We start from the raw sequence: 2,314 nt of genomic DNA on the forward strand, positions 1-2,314 counted from the left end.
ACGGGTAAGGGGATACCAGGTTCTCTGAGGATACGATTTCCAGAGTTATCGTAATCATACTTCACCGACTGAGCCATCGATAAGGTGCCCAACATGGCGAACAATACCAGTAGATGTATTTTCATGATAATAGGACTTTAATGTTTTCGATAATTTTTGATGGGAGGGTCGCCTTTTATGATCAATTCACTTTGGGTTCGGAACGTTTACATACGGCTGTAGTTCCCAAAATATAGTTTTTCGGTGACACCATCCGTCCAAAAATCGAAGCCAATGGCCTCACGCCAACTAGCTTGGACTTATGTTAATCAGGTATAGCTGGTTGAAGGATTTAAGCAGTTAGGAACATTTACAAATATTCTTGTCGCTAATTGGGAATTGAACACAACCACGCAACAAGAAATAAACGCTACTTATTATTTTATCGGAATAATTCTTATTTGAGTCTGTGTTGAATTAACTATAAATAATTGATTCTTAATTATTTGTGTCTTTTGTATTTTTTTGTAATTTTTGATACGGGAATAAACTGTAACCTAATTGAATATAATGAAAATACTTTTCTTCCTCCTTCTGACTGAGCCGAATGTACGGTTTGCTTACTCAAAAATTTCTTTACTTTGGGAATGAGTAAACTATCTCCTTTTAATAGCCTTGTACAAATAATTTTATCATGGTCATTTATTATTAACGACATAAAGATATCTCCGTAAGGTCCGATGCTGTCTTGGACAGTAGTTCCGGCTAAATAGCCAGAAATTTTTGGTGGCTTCAAAAAAATAATGGTGTTAATTTTGTCATTATCTGGAATGTAAAGTTTATTAAACCACTGATCGCAGTCGCAATCCTGGGAGCTAGAAAAACTAAAACTCATTAACACGAATAGCATTATTGAAATTATTGAATTCATCTTCTTGGTATTTTAAATATGAATTTTTGAACCCAATTAAAAGAGACTCTATTCTTAGGTAAAATATTATAGGATTGTGCTTCATAGGCCTGTGCCTGGTTAAGAAAATATTTTCCAAGTGAGGATGAAAGGAAGCGTCCTCCATTTTTATAGGCATAAGTAAAGCTAGCTCTTTCTTCTGGAAAGTATTTTTTGAAAGTTCCAATTGGCTCCTGACTTTCAATCTTTCCTGCAATTGCCCTTCTGCTAATAAAGCTTTCTTTGATCCACATTGCTTTTAAATTTGCATATGAAGAAAAGCTATCATACCCGTATTGAATTGCACCAGTTATTGGATCAGCTGCCGCATAGTACTTTCTACCTTCGGCATACTCAGCTCCTTTTGGTTTGTTTGGATCATAGGTGCCCTCAAAACCAAAATAATCTAGTGCCCCTTGGTAATTTCCCTGTTGTACAAATTTGGCCAGAACTTGATCGTTGCTTTTAAATCCCTGTCCTCTCACCAAATTTGTAGTCCTATCCGAGAAGACTGCAATAGATACACTTGGATCAAATGTCACCCCAGCATGATTTATATGCCAAGCCGAAGCATTTCCGCTCCAACTATTATTTGAAAAATTATAATTCATACCAACGGAACCAAAGTTGGAACTTACTGGAGTTCCCGAAAAAATAGAAAGTCCGAAAGTATAACCGACACTACCCCCATTGGAAAACGAATAGGAAGCATAAATTGAATTAAACGCAAACGATGCGCCAACAAAAGCAGAAAAATCCTGACTTTTGAAACTATATCCTATGCCCACTTGTGCACTTAACCCACCCGCAAACCCTACTCCTGCCATAAGACCAATACTTAAACCTCCTGTCTTACTCCAACCAATAGTAGGCAATATAAAGAAAGCATAATTACCATCAGGATCGGTGTATACCAATGGATTATTCCTAGCATAAGTATAGCGACCTGGGCGGCCCCATTATAATCTTGGCTAAAACCTGCGTCAGAAATATAATTATCCGGAGATAACATCCGCCCCAAAACAGGATCATATAACCGTCCGTCCGCCAACCGCGTTGCATTCATATTGATCAGCTGGGGGCGCCTAGACCGAACTGATCCAAATGCTCGTGACCGGTATACCCTCGGAACAGCCACACGGGCAAGCCTGTGGTAGCCGTGGGTGACAAAAGCGCCCAGCTCGTTACGTTTCGTCTCCTGCCCCAAGACTGGGCGTCCCCGCATCAAAGCTTTGCTCAACCTCCACCGTTCCTGATCCGTTGGTTACCGTGACAATCGACCCCAAATGACCCGACTGGGCGTCCCCCTATAGGTATAGTGTGCCGAATGCGAGCCGCCGTTACTTTCAATGATGGCTACGAGCCCCACTGGAGACGAAATGTACT

The 2,314-nt window shown here is 40.1% G+C and carries 2 protein-coding genes; both read right to left on the reverse strand.

The window, feature by feature from the left end; genetic code table 11:
- Positions 1-481: 481 nt before the first annotated feature.
- Entirely contained in the window at positions 482-910 is a 429-nt protein-coding gene (locus tag CLV98_RS23090) for a hypothetical protein (protein WP_109678490.1), read from the reverse strand.
- Positions 907-1,845: a hypothetical protein gene (locus tag CLV98_RS23095; protein WP_146202355.1), complete on the reverse strand. Its 939-nt coding sequence runs from the start codon at positions 1,843-1,845 to the stop codon at positions 907-909. The genes CLV98_RS23090 and CLV98_RS23095 overlap by 4 nt, the downstream gene beginning before the upstream one ends.
- Positions 1,846-2,314 lie beyond the last annotated feature (469 nt).

Origin of the sequence: Dyadobacter jejuensis (assembly GCF_003149085.1) — a bacterium.
In the GTDB taxonomy this organism is placed as follows: Bacteria; Bacteroidota; Bacteroidia; order Cytophagales; family Spirosomataceae; genus Dyadobacter; species Dyadobacter jejuensis.

What these genes read in the sequence shown, in the direction of transcription:
- CLV98_RS23090 (WP_109678490.1), bottom strand. Translation starts at nt 910, where the DNA reads ATGAATTCAATAATTTCAATAATGCTATTCGTGTTAATGAGTTTTAGT.